The following is a 16888-nucleotide window of genomic DNA, read 5'->3' on the forward strand; positions in this document are numbered from 1 at the left end:
AATAGTGGCACCTCCCTGTCTGTCCCAGCGACCTACCGGAAAGCAATCGGCCTCCAATCAAATGCGCCCGTCCAAAATCGATCCCTTGCGGACAGGGGCATTTTGCCCTGTCCGAAAATAAGGGTTGAAATGTTTTGGACATTGCCTTACATTCGGACATCTATTTCGTACAGATTGAGTGCCCGATATGTCCCGAACCTTTGCCTATGCCCGTGTCAGTACGTCCGACCAGACCACCGCGAACCAGTTACGAGAGATCGAGGCGGCCGGCTTCTCGGTCGACAAGCGCCGCGTTGTGTCGGAAAGCATTTCGGGGAGCGTAAGCGCCGATCAGCGGCCGGGGTTTGCGCAGTTGCTCGTCAAGATGGAAGAAGGCGACGTGTTGATCGTGACGAAGCTCGACCGACTCGGCCGCAATGCGATGGACGTGCGGGCCACGGTCGAGGGATTGGCCGAACGCGGTATCCGGGTTCATTGTCTCGCCCTTGGCGGCGTCGATCTGACTAGCGCGGCCGGCCGGATGACGATGCAGGTGTTGAACGCGGTGGCCGAATTCGAGCGGGATCTGTTGATTGAGCGCACGCACGCTGGTATCGCTCGCGCGAAGGCGGAAGGCAAGGCGATGGGGCGGCCGTCCGCCCTGTCAAACGAGCAGCGGGCGGACGTGCTGCGCGAGTTGGACGCGGGGGCAAGCGTGGCCGCGCTTGCTCGGCGATTTGGCACGAGCCGCCAGACGATCATGCGGGTACGCGACGCAGTCTAAGCGGCGCGCGCCGTTCAACTCACGCCCTGCTAGAGCCCGACTCAGCAGACCAAGCAGACAGGTTGTCTGGCTCAGTTCGGCCATGAACCGTCATTCGACACGTTGACCACAATCGTCGACAATCGATTGATCGGATCATCCACTATGCACCATGTCTATCGACGTTCCGGGAACCGAAGGTTATGGCAAGCATGCCGATGTGTTGGCTAACGACTGGCGCAAGATTTCATTCGAAGACTGCCACCGACAAGTTTTACACCTGATCCCGAAAGCACCTTCACGCATTCTCGATGTAGGGGCGGGCATAGGCCGCGATGCTGCCGCATTGGCATTGATGGGTCACGCTGTCGTAGCGGTTGAGCCCGTCGACGAGCTACGGGCTGCTGCGACCAACTTCTATCCCGCTTCCAGCGTTGTCTGGCTGGACGATAGCCTGCCGGATCTCTGCCTCCTCGCCGAGAGAACAAACACGTTCGACGTTGTTATGGCTACCGCAGTGTGGATGCACCTCGACGAACTCCAACGTCGCCGAGGAATGGGCACCCTCTCTGACCTATTGGTCGATGGCGGCGTCCTCATTTTGTCGCTGCGCCATGGGCCCTTTCCCGCGGGGCGGCGCATGTTCGACGTTTCCGCGGAGGACACCATCCGGCTTGCCGAAGCCCATCGTCTCCAGCTTTTGCTAAACGTCCGCAGCGGATCAGTCCAGCAAGCAAATAGGGACAAGGGAATCGTGTGGACGCGTCTTGCTTTCATGAAGTGATGGCCGGTATGACGGTGTCCTTTCGGCCAGACGCGGGCGTTCGACGAACCGACATGAATTGGCGACAAATTTGATTCGAAGTACGCTCTCCGGAAATGTCCCTTTATCGCACGAATCCCCGACATGCTGCCGTCCGTTGACGAACTCCTCATGCTCGACTCCCTGACGTTACGTGCCCACACGGAACAAGCGGGAGATGCCTTTGACATGAACGAGCACCGAGTGAAGCTGCAAAAAGCCTTGAAGGTCAATGAAGTATGTTCAGTGCGACGGGAGGGCAGGCTCGTTGCCTATGCAATGCTCCGACCAGACGCAGAAGCCTGCTGGTTCGTTGGCGCATTTGGTACACACCCTCTGCACCGAACGTACAGCGTTATGAGCGAACTACTCGCAAAGATAGCCGCTCTTGCGAACGAACGAGGAATCGGTGAGTTTAGAAGCCACGTTTACAAAACCAACCGATTGTCTATCGCTTTCCATCGCAAGCTTGGATTCCGTGTGACTCGTGAGAATGACAAGGCCTTCGAGTTCTTCATTGCGGTGGATGAATTGGCCTCAAAGCCCGCTGCTCGACGTGCCGCTACAGTGGCGTCCCGCACTGAGAAGCTCGGAACACTCGATGATTTCCGGAAGAGCCGCACTGGAACGCCCGAACGGCCGCTTTAGGAAAGGATGATTGACCGCTCCGGGTCGATCACGGCCCTTGATGAGGTGACGTCCACGCAATCTCAGACCTGATCTGCCTCCGACCGAGAGATCAGGTCTGGACTTGCACATCTCAGCCCCCGGATCACCAATCTTGTCGCGATTATGCCGCGCTTGCTCGTGCCAATCACTGACGTGATGCGACGGTTGCAAAGTAACTTTCTAGCGTGACGGCGGCTCGGGGGTGTGGGCGCGCGGGGCGTTCTTTGCGCGCAGCGTTCCAGAAGGCGGGGCAACCTCAACGTCGTCGTACGGGCCCCATGGCTAAGCAGCCTGTCTCCAACTTTATCTCCAAGAAACTGTGTACTTTGGAGATAGACTTGGAGATAACCACAGCCTTACCAGACAAGGCTTACAGGCCGATACAACCGTCTATCTCCAAATCTCCAAATATTTTTGCTTCCGGCGGCACAGCAACGTTCCGCACGGCACGGGCCTTCGACTGATCGAGCCTACGCCGATACGCCCGTCGGTATCTTCTGAACGACCTCGCCCGAACGGCACACGCAGCAGAGCGATATGAATTCTGCGGCTGCCAGAAGCGCGGGGGGGCAACTCTGGGGGCAACTCATCAACACCCAACAAGCAATCCCCTTACATTACGGGCCTCACAGCGAACAATTTCATTCCGGCCCTGGCACCATGACATAGCTTCGGGAAATTTCCTGAAGCCTAAAACCCGCGTCAGCGCTAGGCTGTCGCGGGTTTTTTCGTTTCAGGAGGCTCCAGGTGGAATCGGGCAAGCCCCAAATTCGGGGTGGAGATTTGTCGATTTGGGCGATACAGCTAGTGAGTGTCAGTGCAGCCAAATTGCAACCGGGACCTGCTGGATTGACCCTGAGCAGCCTCGGTCGTGCAGTTTGAAATTGCGTAAGCCCTTGACTCAACAGTATGTGTTGCGCGTAGGTAAAGCTCCCATGCGGTACTCAACGAGAACCGTTAGCGCCTCTGCCTCGGTGGACAACCATGCACCGACTGATCACGCGCGATCCGGTAATGTGCAGTCGGCATCGAGCGGCGGCGTATGAAGCAGCTTCGCCTTGTAGTCGACAAGCCGATCGTCTGATACATCGAAGCGCCGCAGCCAGTCATCGCTTTCGGCCGTCGTGGCGAAATACGGTGATGCCGAGCCTGGCTGGCCAATTTGCAACTGCCACACGGAAGGAACGCGCACCGATTTGAGAGCCGCGTTGAGGATCACGTAGTTGGGAGGCGGAACGGGTGGCCCGTTCTCATCACCGTCGGTCGACGAGCCAGCTTCAGGGCGCCGGCCGGCCTGGATCACGACGTCGCCGTTCAGATCGTAGAGCGCGTACCAGTTAGGAGGCAGTTCGTTTCGCAGGGTATCGAGCCCACCGGCCTTATCGAGCAGTTCCTTGTCGAGCGCGGTAAGCCAGCCGACTGTCTTGATGCCGTCACGCAGTCGTGCCGCCTGTAGTAGCGGTTCGCCAACGTCGAGGGCAATCATTTGCTTGGCGAGCTGATATTCCGTCGGCACGTTTGCCGCGGTTTTTGCCAGACTGAGATTCAATGCGTATCCGGCATACCCACTGACAACTTTGAGCCGACGGGCGAAGTCTACGAACAGTGTCTGGAACGCAGCAGGGGTTTCGGCGACGTACAGCAACGACGTGGAAAATGTCAGTGCGTTCAGACCAGCATGCGGGCGAGCCTCGCGCCAGCGTTGCTGACCGAACACCTGAAAATGCCAGAACCCGGCGTCGGCGGAGACATCTCCCGATGTCACGTATGCGGTCAATGCAGACTTGTCGGAGTAGGACGTAAATGTGCCGGTGGGAAGGTTTCCGCCCTTGATCCTGATGGGTTCCTTGCCGTCCCGCCAAAGCCATTTCAATTCGTCCTTCGCGATCTCGCGATATTGCTCGTAGCACTCCGATATCGCCCGGCGTACTTCAGGGTCCGCAGCGTTCCGGAAGAACAGAGCGCCACGCACAGCGACGGCAGCACCGACATAGTCGTGCTTGTCGGTCGGCTCGAGCGCTCCGCCGGAAATCAGCGCTTCGAGCTGATGTGCTTTCGCGTATTCGATAAATGCTTTGTCGGTCATGTCCGTTAGAACACTGGAACGGGTACCGAAGGCGGCATGCCTCCTCCTGGGGCGGGGCCAGCCCCGGTTTGGTTGAGCAGTTTCCTCACCTGCCTTCCAATCGACGAAAAGGCGTCGCGCAGCGCGTCGGCGGTCGGACTGGATGACTCTCCGCCTCCGTCGTCAGGGCAGCCACAGGCCGCCGGGTCGAGTTCGGTGACCTTCGCGTGCGGGCCCGCGATTTCCCGGTAATCCGCTATCTGCTCGATGTCACGTCTATCCGGCGGGAATTTCATTTCGACCACGCTGGACAGATTATCTTGCGTGGGCGGCTTTCCGGGGTCGCTCGCAAACCATACGGGCTGTTTGCGGCCGGCTGCCCATTCGCAGCGACGATCTGGAATCGACCGCGATAACGCTCCGCAGAACCATCGGCCTCATGCCGAGCTGATATCGTGGTTCCACCAGCACCCCACCGGCATGTTCGCGACAGCATTGCCCTGGCTAGCCATCAGCGTCGCGCCACATGCGGTCATGTCTCCCTGGAATGCCGCTTGCCGACCGTCGAAATTCATGCCGGGATTCTTGCTGGTGACGATCGGAAATACTCCCTTGCACTTCGGGCAGGTAACCATCGTGCCAACAAACGCAATCGGCCGACCGTCGATGAAAGTAATCGCTCCGGACGACAGCACAGCGCCGCCGTGGGAAGTCGTGTCGCTTTCTCGAATGAACGCAAAGCTCATGGTGGGTCCCCGGACAAATGCACGCGAGGACTCTATAGGTGCAGGGCAGGAGCGACCAGATCGCTGATGCCGCATGCCGCCGAGATTCGAAGCGCGATCGAACCAGGGAGCGTGTGCATCTTTTTGCATGAACGGCGCCGCGCCAGCGGCGCTCTATCGCTTGCCGATGCAAGCCCGACGTGGCTTTCGGAGCGACGCGCTACACGCCCTCTCCAATCGAGAAACCGGCAGCATCGCAACGCCACCACACCATATAGACGTGCGTCGATGTCACGTCGATTCATGCTTTTTTTGCTCGCGCATCGAGCCCGTATCACTCGACCGCATCTGGCATCCACCGCCTGAATATCTGACGTATCAGATCGACCGGTTGCCCGCCAGCGTCCAGAATCGCCCAGTCCCGTCCAGAGATCGACATCCCGCACGCAGCAACACCTCAGCCTCCATGAGCCAGCCGTCATTCCTTACTGTCGAAGGTGAACTCGCCAGGCCCTCGTTGCTGCCGCTGCTGGGCTTGCCGTTCGGTCGGGAATGGACCATCGGGAAATCGGCCTCGCCATGTCCCCTCGGCTATTGCGCCACGCTGTGGACATACTGCATCGACGTGATGGCACCGCATCCATCGTGTCGTTGGGGCGCTACCACATGCGAGTCCGCCGATCCGATCGACGTCGCCATTGCCCACATCCCATCGTCGCGCGGCCGCTCCCCGATCCGCCTCACGCCGAAACGACGAGAAGCCACAGCGTCGCTCGGTTCCATTACCTCGCGCATCTCCCTGATCAAGCTCATGCCGCGACCGCGATATCGCCCGATCGCCGTCAGCGCCGTGGCCGGCATGGCAATCGTGCTCGCCTGCCTGATGATCGGCTCGCCATATCGACGGACGCAGCCTCCCGAAGCGGTGGCGGCGGACACTATCTCGCCGGCACAGGCAGCACCGGCGACAACAACGACATCGAACCACGCCGCGAAACCACGCCAACCCGCTTCGCCGACCGTGATTGCGCAAGTGCCGCGAGCAACCAATCCAAACCATGTCGCACGTAGCGATCGACGCAAAAACGCCGTGACAAAAATGTCACGGCGCGAAGAAAACAAAACCAGGACATACAAGGCTTCGGCAATGAAGCCTTCATCGCCTGACACCACGCGTCGGCACGCGAAGCCGCAAAGAGCATCGATCAAACCTCGCATCGCAACGGCTGAAGAAGCCGCAATTCTCGAGGCCTCGCCAATCAACGCGCTGCCCGTCGAGCCGCGCGCTGCAGCGCCATTGCCGCAGATCGACTGGATGCCGCTGATGAAGCACCGCCGGCTTACCGAAGACAAGCGCTTCAGCCGCTAAGGCCCTGTGCCCCTCACGTCGGGCACGGGACCAGTCACTCCAGCCAAGATCGTCCCAGCTCTGCACGCAGTGCATGCTGCAGCCCCTCATCCTTCCCGCGCCCGTCCAGGCTCCGAAATGCCTTCGCCTCGGCCTGCTGCAGCACCGCAAGCTCCTCGCGCAGGAAATCCAGCCAAGTGCGGATCTTCGCGTCCACATACTGCCTCGACGAATACAGTGCCCAGATCACCCCGCTGGGCGAGCGGCATTGCGGCATGACGCGCACGAAGTCCCCCGAGCGCAGGCCGTCGATCGCCGCGTGGACGGGCAGCACGCCGATCCCCATTCCCTCGCGAATCGCCACCGCCATCGCTTCATGGGAGTTCACGCGAAACGACGAAGCCGCCCCGGCGACATGCTCCGGGCCGTCGGGGCCGACCAGTTCCCACTCGCTCCTGCCGGGCGCCGGCGCTTCATAGGCCACGCAGGCATGCCTCGCCATGTCGGCGATGCGGCGCGGACTGCCATGACGATCGAGATAATCGCGCGAGGCGCACAGCACGCCGAAGGTCTCGCCGAGCCGCACGCCGATCAGCCCCGAACTCGGCAGCTCATCGTCGCCGACCACAACCGATACGTCGAAGCCCTCATCGACCAACGCAGGCGCCCGTTGCGACAAGGTCATGTCGAGCAGGACGTCCGGGTAGCGCTGCCGGTATTTCGCGAAGGCAGGAACCAGATAGTGCTGCCCGAGGCTCACCGCGCAATGCACGCGCAGGCAGCCGCTCGGATTGACATTGGCGTCGCGCGCCTCGGCTTCCGCTTCGTCGAGGTAGCCGAGGATCGAGCGGCAGCGATGCAAGTAGCGCTCGCCGGCCTCGGTCAGGGCAAGCCGCCGCGTGGTGCGGTTCAGCAAGCGCGTGTGCAGATGGGCTTCGAGCGCGGCAATCGCACGCGACACCTGCGGAATCGTCGTATTCAGCAGGCGCGCCGCGGCGGTGAAGCTGTTCGCGTTCGCGACGCACACGAAGATGCGCATGTTCTGTAGCTTGTTTTGCATGGTTCACGGCCGGGGAGAGGACGGCATCGCGAGCCGGACGCGGCGACGGCGGTGTGGCTGCGCTACGCGATGCCTATCCAAAAAAGGAGGAGAACTGAGCAATTCATCGAGCCCGATCGACGACACGTCACCTCGACCCGAGCTCGGGCAGTTTCTCGATGGAAAACGACACTCGCATGTTATGCGCCATGCCGCGCGACGATCATGCGAAGCATCAAGCCCAGCGCTGCACAGCGGCCTTGCACGCCGGTCTGCCACCCGCTTGCTACAATGCGCGCGCCATGGATCTCGAAACCATTCTCTATTCGCAGGGCTTCGGCTCGCGCCGCCAGTGCCGCGCACTCGTCGAGGCGGGCCGCGTCTCGATCGACGGTATCGTCCGCGACGATGCCGATGCCGACTTCGCCACCGACGATCTCCATTTCGACGTCGACGGCACGCGCTGGCCCTATCGCGCCCAGGCCTACCTCGTGCTGAACAAGCCGGCCGGCTACGAATGCTCGCGCGACCCGCAGCATCACCTGAGCGTGTTCTCGCTGCTGCCGCCGCAATTCGGCGCGCGCGGCGTGCAATGCGTGGGCCGGCTCGACCAGGACACCACCGGCTTGCTGCTGCTCTCCGACGACGGCCAGTTCGTGCACGCCTACACTTCGCCGAAGAAGAAGGTCCCCAAGACCTACCTCGCCGAAGTCAAGCACGCGCTCGACGACCGGCAGCTGGCCGCCCTGCGCGAGGGCGTGCTGCTGCATGGCGAACCGAAACCGATCGCGGCCGTCGCCGCGCGGGCACGCGAGCTGCGCAGCCTGGAGCTGACCGTGCTCGAAGGCAAGTATCACCAGGTCAAGCGCATGGTGGCCGCCTCGGGCAACCGCGTCGAGGCGCTGCACCGCGAGCGGGTGGGCAGCTACACGCTGCCGGCCGATCTCGCGCCGGGCGGCTGGCGCTGGCTCGACGCGACCGACCTGGCTGCCTTGCGCGCGGCACCGCCGGCCGCCTGAACGCGCCACGTTCCCCTGCGTTGCGCCGCCCCGACAAACACGTTGCATTGCAATATGGACGCGCGACAAACCGCCGCTATACTCGAATCACAAGAAGAAAAAAGAGCACAACGAGCGGGTCAGGGGAAGATCATGAGCATCAACAGTCCATTCGAACTTTCGACCGTGATACTGGTATTCGCGGTGATGGGCGCGGTCGCGATCGGCGCGCTGCTGGCGACGATGCATCTGCGACGAAAATATCATCCGAACCTGATTGGGGCGCTGATCGGCGCCCTGCTCTGCTTCCTGTTGATCGAGGCCTTGCCCGCGATCATCTGAGCGAGCCGAGTTCGCTGTCCGCGGATACGGTACGCAGGAAGTCGTCGACGGTCGGATAACGCAGCGCGAACCGCAGTTCGCGCTTGAGCCGCGTATTGACCAGCCGGCGCGATTCCCGCATGAAGGACAGCTGCACCGGTTCGAGCCGCGTCTCGGCCTCGGCGCGCGTGATGCGCGGCGGGCTGGCGCGCCCGCTGGCGCGAGCCACGCGCTCGAAATACTCGCCCATCTTCATCTCGGTATCGTCCGAGGCGTGCACCACGCGCGCCGCGCGGCCGCGCACGGCCGCCGCCAGCAAGATGGCGGCCAGGTCGTCGGCGTGGATGTGGTTGGTATAGACGTCGTCGGCATCGACCAGCGCCGGCGTGCCGCGTTCGAGTCGCGCGATCGGCAGCCGGTTGGCGGCGTAGATGCCCGGAATCCGCACGATCCGCGCCGACAGCGCGCCGCGCGCCGTGGCCGCCCGCAGTTGGCGCTCCGCCGACACGCGCCGCACCGCGCGCGCGTTGGCCGGCCGCACCGGCCACGTCTCGTCGACCCGCGCCCCTCCGCAATCCCCATACACGCCGCTGGTGCTGGCATAGACCAGGCGCAGGGGCGCGCCAGGCCCCTCGGGTACAATACGCGCTGCTCCAGGCGCGGCCTGGCCGCGGTCCGTGCCGCGCCGCCAGGCCCCGGCCAAGGCGCGCATCCGGCCCACCGGCGCCGCGCCCGAGTGGGCCGGGCCGCCCCGCGCACGGTGCCGTGCGCCGAGTGCCGCGATCAGCGCCCGGGTGCGCCGGTCGTCCGGGCCCGAAGGCTGCGGCGGCGCCAGCAGCAGCACCTGCCGCGCCAGGCCGCCGAGCCGCGCCAGCGTCGCCGGCCGGTCCAGGTCGCCGACCACCGGCACCACGCCCGCGGCGGCCAGCTCAGCGCGCCGTGCCGGCTGGCTGGTCAGCGCGATGATTCGCGGCGGACGAGCCCGCCCGCGCAACTGTTCGACGCAGCGCATGCCCACATCGCCGCAGCCGACGATCAGGACGCGCGAGCGGCGCAGGATTCGTGTCGCAATCATGGTGTTACCGGAATTCGTAGCGCAAACATTGTAGCCGCCGTGCACGATTCGCACGGTCCCCACTTTTGGTTCATGGACTTATGGCATTCAACGTAATCCTCAAGCAAAGCGGTCGACAGTTCCAGGTCGAGGCCGACGAAACCGTGCTGGCAGCCGCGCTGCGCCAGAACGTGCATCTGCCTTACGGCTGCAAGAACGGCGCCTGCGGCTCCTGCAAGGGGCAGATCGTCCAGGGGCAGGTCGAGCAGCGCCCGCATGCGGCCTCGGCGCTGTCCAACGACGAGCGCACGCGCGGGCTGGCCCTGCTGTGCTGCGCCACCGCCCAGTGCGACCTCGAGATCGACGTGCGCGAGATCGCCGGCGTCGACGGCGTGCAGGTCAAGAAGCTGCCTTGCCGCGTCAACGTGATCGAGCGGCGCGCCGACGACGTGATCGTGCTGAAGCTGCAGCTGCCGGCCAACGAGCGCATGCAGTACCTGGCCGGCCAGTACATCGAGTTCATCCTCAAGGACGGTTCGCGCCGCAGCTACTCGATGGCCAGCGCGCCGCACGAGGAAGGCCCGGTCGAGCTGCATATCCGCCACCTGCCCGGCGGCAAATTCACCGACCACGTCTTCAACACCATGAAGGAACGCGAGATACTGCGCTTCGAGGGGCCGCTCGGCACCTTCTTCCTGCGCGAGGATTCGGAAAAGCCGATCGTGCTGCTGGCCTCGGGCACCGGCTTCGCGCCGATCAAGGCGATCGTCGAACACGCGCGGCATCGCGGATTCACGCGGCCGATGCGCCTGTACTGGGGCGCGCGCCGCAAGAAAGACCTCTACCTGTTCGAGCTGGCCGAGCAATGGGCGCGCGAGATCCCGAACTTCCGGTTCGTGCCGGTGCTCTCCGAGCCCGACGCCGACGACGCCTGGACCGGCCGCACCGGCTTCGTGCACCGCGCCGTGGTGGAGGACCTGCCCGACCTGTCCGATTTCCAGGTCTATGCCTGCGGCGCGCCGGTGATGGTCGAATCGGCCCAGCGCGATTTCACTGCCCACCACCAGTTGCCGGCCGAGGAGTTCTACGCGGACTCCTTCACCAGCGCGGCCGACCTGGCCCACGCCGTCTGAGGCACGCGGCGGGCGGCGGACCTGGGTCCGAACCGCCCGCTCGCGCCGCATCTTCATGCCCGGCCGGTGTCGCGCCCGGCATGAAAATGCAGCGCCGACACTCGTTTGTCGCAAGCGAGCGGTTTACTTGTTGCCGCGTCATGCCGTATGCTTGCGCCATGAACCGCTTCCTGTCCGCCCTCCGACGTCGCCGCTCGCCGCACCTCATGGCTGCCGCCGGCTCGTCACGGACGCACGCGTAACCCCCTCTTCGTTACGCACTAGCTGTTCGAACCACCAAGCCACGGCATTCCGTGGCTTTTTTGTTGTCTTTTTTTCCCTTGTCGCTACCCGCTGGAGCTCGCCGCCATGCCTCTGAACGAATTTCCGATCGACTCGCTGATGTACATCACGAACCGCCCCGACATCGTGTTCACGCACGGCAAGGGTTCCTGGCTCTACGATCACACCGGCAAGCGCTATCTGGATTTCATCCAGGGTTGGGCGGTCAACAGCCTGGGCCACTGCAACGACGGCGTGGTCGAGGCGCTGAAGACCCAGGCCGAGCGCCTGCTGAACCCCTCGCCGGCCTTCTACAACGAGCCGATGGCCAAGCTCGCCGGCCTGCTCACGCAGCACAGCGTGTTCGACAAGGTGTTCTTCGCCAACAGCGGCGCCGAGGCCAACGAAGGCGCGATCAAGCTCGCGCGCAAGTGGGGCCGCAAGTTCAAGGACGGCGCCTATGAAATCATCACCTTCGACCACAGCTTCCACGGCCGCACCCTCGCCACCATGTCGGCCAGCGGCAAACCCGGCTGGGACACGATCTACGCGCCGCAGGTGCCGGGCTTCCCGAAGGCCGAGCTCAACGACATCGCCTCGGTCGAGAAGCTGATCACCGGCAAGACCGTCGCCGTGATGCTCGAGCCGATCCAGGGCGAAGGCGGCGTGATTCCCGCCACCCGCGAATTCATGCAGCAACTGCGCGAGCTCACCCGCAAGCACAATCTGCTGCTGATCGTCGACGAGGTGCAAAGCGGCTGCGGGCGTGCCGGCACGCTGTTCGCCTACGAGCTGTCGGGCGTCGAGCCGGACATCATGACGCTCGGCAAGGGCATCGGCAGCGGCGTGCCGCTCGCCGCGCTGCTCGCCAAGGCCGAGGTGGCGGTGTTCGAGGCCGGCGACCAGGGGGGCACCTACAACGGCAACCCGCTGATGACGGCCGCCGGCTACTCGGTGATCTCGCAACTGGTGGCGCCGGGCTTCCTCGAGAGCGTGCGCGAGCGCGCCGACTACCTGAAGCAGAGCCTGCTGCAACTGTCGGAGGAACGCGGCTTCGAGGGCGAGCGCGGCGAGGGCCTGCTGCGCGCCCTGCTGCTGGGCAAGGACATCGGCCCGCAGATCGTCGAGAAGGCGCGCGACATGGGCCCGGACGGCCTGCTGCTGAACGCGGCGCGCCCGAACCTGCTGCGCTTCATGCCGGCGCTGAACGTGACGAACGCGGAAATCGACCAGATGATGGCGATGCTGCGCTCGATCCTCGACACGCTCTGATCGGACGACGAGGCCCGCCATGCATTCCGACGACGAGGACCTGAGCATCCGGATCTTCGAGCGCGCCGACACCGAGCGGGTGATCGCGCTCTGGATCGAGGCCTTCCCGAGCTACTCGGAGCGCAGCGCGCCGCATCGAGATCCGCGCTTCGCGATCGAGATGAAGCTCGCCACGCAGCCCGAGCTGCTCTTCGTCGCGCTGCGCGGCGCGCGCCTGGTGGGCACCGTGATGGCGGGCTACGACGGCCATCGCGGCTGGCTCTATTCGTTCGCGGTGGCCAACGATGCGCGCCGGCTCGGCATCGGCCGCGCGATGATGGCGCACGCCGAGGCCGAGCTCGCCGCCCTGGGCTGCCGCAAGATCAACCTGCAGGTACTGCAGGACAACGACGAGGCCTGCCGCTTCTACGCGGCGCTCGGCTACCAGGTCGAGCCGCTGGTCTCGTTCGGCAAGCGGCTGCCGATGACGGCCTGAGGCTATCCCGATCCGCGCCGGGCCGTGTTGGCGGGGCCGCCGCCCGGACGAAAAAAGCCGCCACGGTTCATCACCGTGGCGGCTTTTTCATGTGCCGCGCGACACCGGCCTGTCGACCGGCGTCGCGTGCCTTCATTGCGTCATTCGCCCAGGTAGGCGGCGCGCACCTTCGGATCGTCGAGCATGTCCCGGGCATTGCCGGTCATGGTGACCGTGCCCGAGTCCATCACGTAGCCGCGGTCGGCCGCCTGCAGCGCGAGACGCGCGTTCTGCTCGACCAGCAGCACCGTCAGGCCTTCCTTGGAGATCTCGCGCACCACCTCGAAGATCTTCTCGACCATGATCGGCGAGAGGCCCATCGAGGGCTCGTCGAGCAGCAGCAGCTTGGGCTTGCTGATGATCGCGCGCGCCATCGCCAGCATCTGCTGCTCGCCGCCCGAGAGCGTGCCGGCGAACTGCGTGGCCCGCTCGCGCAGGCGCGGGAAGAAGCCGAACATGCGCTCGACGTCCTTCTTGATGCCTTCCTTGTCGGTACGCAGGTAGGCGCCCATCTGCATGTTCTCGAGGATCGACATGCGCGCGAAGATCCCGCGGCCTTCCGGCACCATCGCCAGGCCGCGCTTGAGCAGCTCGTGGGTGGGCACGCCCTTGATCGACTTGCCGTCGTAGAGAATGTCGCCCGCCGAGAACGGCTTGAGACCCGTGATCGCCTTCATGGTGGTGGTCTTGCCCGCGCCATTGGCGCCGATCAGCGTGACCAGCTCGCCCTGGCGAACCTCCATGTCGACACCCTTCACCGCCTGGATGCCGCCGTAGTTCACCTGCAAGCCCGTAACCGTCAACATTGCCGCTGCCATCAGTGCACCCCTGCGCCGAGATATGCCTCAATCACCTTCGGATCCTTCTGCACGTCCTGCGGCAGACCCTCGGCGATCACCTTGCCGTAATCGAGCACCGTCATCCGGTTGCACAATCCCATCACCAGCTTCACGTCGTGCTCGATCAGCAGGATGGTCTTGCCATCCGAGCGGATCTTGTCGAGCAGGCGCGTGAGCTCGACCTTCTCGGTCGCGTTCATGCCGGCTGCCGGCTCGTCGAGCGCGAGCAGCTTCGGATCGGTCGCAAGCGCCCGTGCGATCTCCAGGCGGCGCTGGTGGCCGTAGGAGAGGTTGCGCGAGGTGTAGTCGGCGTATTGCAGCACGCCCACGTAGTCGAGCAGCTCGATCGCGCGCTCCTTGATCTCGCGCTCTTCCTGGCGCTCCGAGGGCGTCTGGAACACCGCGCCGAGCAGGCCGTGCCTGGTCCGCACGTGGCGGCCGACCATCACGTTCTCGAGCGCGGTCATGCCGCCGAACAGACGGATGTTCTGGAAGGTCCGGGCAATGCCGGCCTTCGCCACTTCGTGCACGGCGGTCGGCGTGTAGTCAGTGCCGTCCAGCTTGAACTCGCCCGAATCGGGCGTGTAGAGGCCGGTGATCACGTTGAAGAAGGTGGTCTTGCCGGCCCCGTTCGGGCCGATCAGGCCGTAGATCTCGCCCTCGCGGATCTTCAGGCCGACGTCCGACAGCGCCTGCAGGCCACCGAAGCGCTTGTTGACGCCCGTCACGGACAGTCGAATGTTCTCGCTCATTGCTTGTTTCTCCGTAAGCGTGCGTTAGGCGCGAGCCGCGGCCTTCTTGCCGTTGCGCTTCGTGATCTTGGCGATCTTGTCCTCATGCTTCGCCGCCGGCCACAGGCCTTCCGAGCGGTACAGCATGATCAGCACCATGGCGAGGCCATAGAGAGCCTGGCGGATCACTTCGGTATCGACGATCTCATGGCCGAACAGCGCATGCTGCAGCGGGCCCATGGTGGAACGCAGCACTTCCGGGAACACCGCCAGCAGCACCGCGCCGAGGATCACGCCCGGGATGTGGCCCATGCCGCCCAGCACCACGCAGGCCAGCACCACGATCGATTCCCAGAAGGTGAACGATTCCGGCGACACGAAGCCCTGGAAGGCGCCGAACATCGAGCCCGACAGGCCGCCGAACGAGGCGCCCATCGCGAAGGCCAGCAGCTTGACGTTGCGGGTGTTGATGCCCATCGCCTTGGCGGCGATCTCGTCCTCGCGGATCGCGGCCCAGGCGCGGCCGATGCGCGAATGCTGCAGGCGCGTACAGACCCAGATCACCAGCAGCGAGCAGATCACGAACACGTAGTAGTACAGGTACACCGAGGTGATCGTGACGCCGAACAGCGTGTGCGATTGCGACAGGTTGAAACCGCCGATGTGCAACGGCGCGACGCCCGTGATCCCCTGCGGCCCGTTGGTGATGTTCACCGGGCGGTCCAGGTTGTTCATGAAGATCCGCACGATTTCACCGAAGCCGAGCGTGACGATCGCCAGGTAGTCGCCGCGCAGGCGCAGCGTCGGCGCGCCGAGCAGCACGCCGGCCAGCGCGGCCAGCGCCATCGCGCAGGGCACCACGATCCAGTACGGCGTATGCAGGCCGTTCGGGAACATCGCGGCGATCCACGCGAACTGCGTGGTCAGGTGGGGCGAGGTCAGCAGCGCGGCGACGTAGGCGCCCACCGCGTAGAACGCGATGTAGCCGAGGTCGAGCAGGCCGGCGAAGCCGACCACCACGTTCAGGCCCAGCGCGAGCATCACGTACAGCATCGCGAAGTCCAGCACGCGCACCCAGTAGTTGCCGCCGGCCGCGCCGATCACGAACGGCGCGGCGGCGACCAGGATCGCCAGCACCACGCCGATGGCCAGGGTCTTGGCGGGGTTGCGCTCTTCGACGAGCGTGGTCGAGGTTTCGATCGGTTGAATGGAAGTCATCTTGGTCTCCTTATGCGCGATCGGCCACACGTTCGCCGAGCAGGCCCGACGGACGGAACACCAGCACGATGATCAGCACCACGAACGCGAACACGTCCTGGTAGTTCGAGCCGAACACGCCGCCCGTCAGGTTGCCGATGTAGCCTGCGCCCAGCTGTTCGATCAGGCCGAGCAGCACGCCGCCCACCATCGCGCCGCCAAGGTTGCCGATACCGCCCAGCACCGCCGCGGTGAAGGCCTTCATGCCGGGGATGAAGCCCATGTAGAAGTGCACGTTGCCGTATTCCGAGGCGATCATCACGCCGGCCAGCGCGGCCAGCGCCGAGCCGATCATGAAGGTCGCCGAGATCACGAAGTTCGGGTTCACGCCCATCAGGCTGGCGTTGTTCGGGTTCTCCGAGATGGCGCGCATGGCGCGGCCGAGCTTGGTCTTATGCACCAGCAGCAGCAGGCCCGCCATCACGATGAAGGCCACCGCGATGATCACGATTTCAGTCGGCGAGATCACCGCGCCGGGCGTGGTGTCGGTCGGATGGATCACGTTGAGCGGATTGGTCGACAGCAGCTGCGGGAACGGCAGCGGGTTGCGCGACCAGATCATCATGGCAGCCGTCTGCAGCAGGATCGACACGCCGATCGCGGTGATCAGCGGCGCCAGGCGAGGCGCGCGGCGCAGCGGCCGATAGGCCACGCGCTCGATGGTGAAGCCGACCGCGGCGCAAACCGCGGCGGCGATCACCAGGCCGATCGTCAGGGTCGCGACGTTGCCCAGTTCCGGGAAGTGGTTCTGCAGCACCGTGATCGCCGACAGGGCCACCATGGCGCCGATCATCAGCACGTCGCCGTGCGCGAAGTTGATGATGCCGAGAATGCCGTACACCATCGTGTAGCCCAACGCGATGATGGCGTACACACTGCCGAGCACCAGCCCGTTGATGACCTGCTGGACGAAAATATCCATTAAAAGCTCCTTGGTCCGTGCCGTCCGACAGACGCTGCTCCACGCGGGTAGGCGAGGAATACACGCTCTCGACGGCACTGCGGGTACGAATAAATACCGATAAGGGTGATGACGTCCCGGCGCGCCTCGCGTGGCTGCTACACCACGGCCTGCCGCCGGAACGGATACAAAAACGGCACCGCACGATTCCGGTGCC

The 16888-nt window shown here is 64.1% G+C and carries 17 protein-coding genes; 9 read left to right on the forward strand and 8 right to left on the reverse strand.

Going from position 1 to position 16888, the window contains the following annotated elements; genetic code table 11:
* Positions 1-187 precede the first annotated feature (187 nt).
* From BM43_RS20185 to BM43_RS39230, 3 genes are all read left to right on the forward strand, one after another.
* Positions 188-763 carry a recombinase family protein gene (locus BM43_RS20185; RefSeq protein WP_010114312.1) on the forward strand — a complete coding sequence of 192 codons (576 nt, stop codon included), beginning with the start codon at positions 188-190 and terminating at the stop codon, positions 761-763.
* A 151-nt stretch (positions 764-914) separates the two neighbouring features.
* The gene (locus BM43_RS20190) at positions 915-1526 is read left to right on the forward strand and encodes a class I SAM-dependent methyltransferase (protein WP_036049516.1); all 612 of its coding nucleotides are present in this window, start codon (positions 915-917) and stop codon (positions 1524-1526) included.
* Between the two features lie 123 nt (positions 1527-1649).
* Positions 1650-2192 carry a GNAT family N-acetyltransferase gene (locus BM43_RS39230; RefSeq protein WP_080742217.1) on the forward strand — a complete coding sequence of 181 codons (543 nt, stop codon included), beginning with the start codon at positions 1650-1652 and terminating at the stop codon, positions 2190-2192.
* Between the two features lie 1018 nt (positions 2193-3210).
* On the opposite strand, the gene BM43_RS20195 is transcribed toward BM43_RS39230, so the two are convergent.
* A complete protein-coding gene (locus BM43_RS20195; protein ID WP_036049513.1) occupies positions 3211-4299 on the reverse strand; it encodes a type VI immunity family protein in 1089 nt (362 codons plus the stop codon).
* Positions 4300-4715: 416 nt separating this feature from the next.
* Positions 4716-5024 carry a PAAR domain-containing protein gene (locus BM43_RS39240; protein ID WP_370448927.1) on the reverse strand — a complete coding sequence of 103 codons (309 nt, stop codon included), beginning with the start codon at positions 5022-5024 and terminating at the stop codon, positions 4716-4718.
* A gap of 127 nt (positions 5025-5151) precedes the next feature.
* On the opposite strand from BM43_RS39240, the gene BM43_RS40675 reads away from it, so the two are divergent.
* The gene (locus BM43_RS40675) at positions 5152-6372 is read left to right on the forward strand and encodes a hypothetical protein (protein ID WP_144417682.1); all 1221 of its coding nucleotides are present in this window, start codon (positions 5152-5154) and stop codon (positions 6370-6372) included.
* A gap of 34 nt (positions 6373-6406) precedes the next feature.
* On the opposite strand, the gene BM43_RS20205 is transcribed toward BM43_RS40675, so the two are convergent.
* Positions 6407-7411 carry a LysR family transcriptional regulator gene (locus BM43_RS20205; protein ID WP_036049507.1) on the reverse strand — a complete coding sequence of 335 codons (1005 nt, stop codon included), beginning with the start codon at positions 7409-7411 and terminating at the stop codon, positions 6407-6409.
* 281 nt (positions 7412-7692) lie between these two features.
* Here BM43_RS20205 and BM43_RS20210 point away from each other — a divergent pair, with 281 nt between their 5' ends.
* Together BM43_RS20210 and BM43_RS20215 are read left to right on the forward strand one after the other, a co-directional pair.
* On the forward strand, positions 7693-8409 hold the full coding sequence (locus BM43_RS20210) for a 16S rRNA pseudouridine(516) synthase (RefSeq protein ID WP_036053023.1): 717 nt from the start codon (positions 7693-7695) through the stop codon (positions 8407-8409).
* A gap of 132 nt (positions 8410-8541) precedes the next feature.
* Complete coding sequence (locus BM43_RS20215; RefSeq protein ID WP_013699119.1) at positions 8542-8730, forward strand: hypothetical protein; 189 nt, start codon at positions 8542-8544, stop codon at positions 8728-8730.
* On the opposite strand, the gene BM43_RS20220 is transcribed toward BM43_RS20215, so the two are convergent.
* Positions 8723-9838 carry an NAD-dependent epimerase/dehydratase family protein gene (locus BM43_RS20220; protein ID WP_080752238.1) on the reverse strand — a complete coding sequence of 372 codons (1116 nt, stop codon included), beginning with the start codon at positions 9836-9838 and terminating at the stop codon, positions 8723-8725. The genes BM43_RS20215 and BM43_RS20220 overlap by 8 nt on opposite strands.
* Positions 9839-9864: 26 nt before the next feature.
* Between BM43_RS20220 and BM43_RS20225 the strand changes: the two genes are divergently transcribed.
* From BM43_RS20225 to BM43_RS20235, 3 genes are all read left to right on the forward strand, one after another.
* Positions 9865-10896, forward strand: coding sequence for a CDP-6-deoxy-delta-3,4-glucoseen reductase (locus BM43_RS20225; RefSeq protein WP_036049502.1), 1032 nt, complete (start codon positions 9865-9867; stop codon positions 10894-10896).
* 348 nt (positions 10897-11244) lie between these two features.
* A complete protein-coding gene (locus tag BM43_RS20230) occupies positions 11245-12429 on the forward strand; it encodes an acetylornithine transaminase (protein ID WP_025098159.1) in 1185 nt (394 codons plus the stop codon).
* Positions 12430-12448: 19 nt separating this feature from the next.
* Positions 12449-12904 carry a GNAT family acetyltransferase gene (locus BM43_RS20235; RefSeq protein ID WP_036049498.1) on the forward strand — a complete coding sequence of 152 codons (456 nt, stop codon included), beginning with the start codon at positions 12449-12451 and terminating at the stop codon, positions 12902-12904.
* Positions 12905-13044: 140 nt separating this feature from the next.
* On the opposite strand, the gene BM43_RS20240 is transcribed toward BM43_RS20235, so the two are convergent.
* Genes BM43_RS20240 through BM43_RS20255 form a run of 4 tightly spaced genes read right to left on the reverse strand, consistent with a single transcriptional unit; the run spans position 13045 to position 16692 of the window.
* Positions 13045-13761, reverse strand: a complete 717-nt coding sequence (locus tag BM43_RS20240; protein WP_013699124.1) for an ABC transporter ATP-binding protein — start codon at positions 13759-13761, stop codon at positions 13045-13047.
* Entirely contained in the window at positions 13761-14534 is a 774-nt protein-coding gene (locus tag BM43_RS20245; RefSeq protein ID WP_013699125.1) for an ABC transporter ATP-binding protein, read from the reverse strand. Before BM43_RS20245 ends, BM43_RS20240 begins: the two co-directional genes overlap by 1 nt.
* A 24-nt stretch (positions 14535-14558) precedes the next feature.
* Positions 14559-15731, reverse strand: a complete 1173-nt coding sequence (locus BM43_RS20250) for an ABC transporter permease subunit (RefSeq protein WP_036049496.1) — start codon at positions 15729-15731, stop codon at positions 14559-14561.
* A 10-nt stretch (positions 15732-15741) separates the two neighbouring features.
* Entirely contained in the window at positions 15742-16692 is a 951-nt protein-coding gene (locus BM43_RS20255; protein ID WP_013699127.1) for a branched-chain amino acid ABC transporter permease, read from the reverse strand.
* Positions 16693-16888 lie beyond the last annotated feature (196 nt).

Origin of the sequence: Burkholderia gladioli, from assembly GCF_000959725.1 — a bacterium.
In the GTDB taxonomy this organism is placed as follows: Bacteria; Pseudomonadota; Gammaproteobacteria; order Burkholderiales; family Burkholderiaceae; genus Burkholderia; species Burkholderia gladioli.